The following is a 663-nucleotide window of genomic DNA, read 5'->3' on the forward strand; positions in this document are numbered from 1 at the left end:
CAGCGGGTCATCCTTGGGGCTCGATTGCCCCGGCACACCAAACGCGCGGGTGCGGCCCTTGACGAATTCGGTGGCGTCACGCAGCACGGCGTTGGCGATGCCGGCCAGGGTCGCCAGGTGGAACAACTGGTAGAAAGCGCTCAGGTAGGACTCGGCGCGCAGTTCGTCTTTCTTGAAGCGCCGCACAATGTGCTGCTCCGGTACGTTCACCGCCTTGAAGCGGGTAGTGCCGCTGCCGGTGAGTCGCTGGCCAAAGCCGTCCCAGTCATCCTCGACGGTGACACCCGGCGCGTCGGTGCGTACCGCCAGGCTGACAAAATCTTCGCCATCCAGGGCCACGGCCGCGATCCAGTTGGCGTACAGCGTGCCGGTGCAGTAGTACTTCTCGCCGTCCAGCTGCCAGCCGGAGTCGACTGCGCTGAGGGTCACCGAGTTGCGGGTGGTGTCGGTGCGCTCGGCCATGGCGGCGCCCCACAACTCGCCGTCGACGACTTTGGCGAACCAGTAATTTTGGGACTCGCTGTCACGGCTGGAAAGCCGGCCTTCAACAAACCCGAAATGCGCGCGCACAATCTGCGGCAGGTTTGAATCGGCCTCTCCCAGCTCAATCAACAGGCGAAACAGCTGCGGCAGGCTTGCACCCAGGCCGCCCAAGGCCTGCGG

General features: G+C 64.9%; 1 protein-coding gene. It reads right to left on the minus strand.

Annotated features, from left to right (window positions below; translation table 11 throughout):
* On the minus strand, positions 1-663 hold a 663-nt coding region (locus HX846_RS37530), incomplete at both ends, for an acyl-CoA dehydrogenase family protein (protein ID WP_178967503.1).

Source organism: Pseudomonas sp. K5002 (genome assembly GCF_013386655.1).
Classification (GTDB): domain Bacteria; phylum Pseudomonadota; class Gammaproteobacteria; order Pseudomonadales; family Pseudomonadaceae; genus Aquipseudomonas.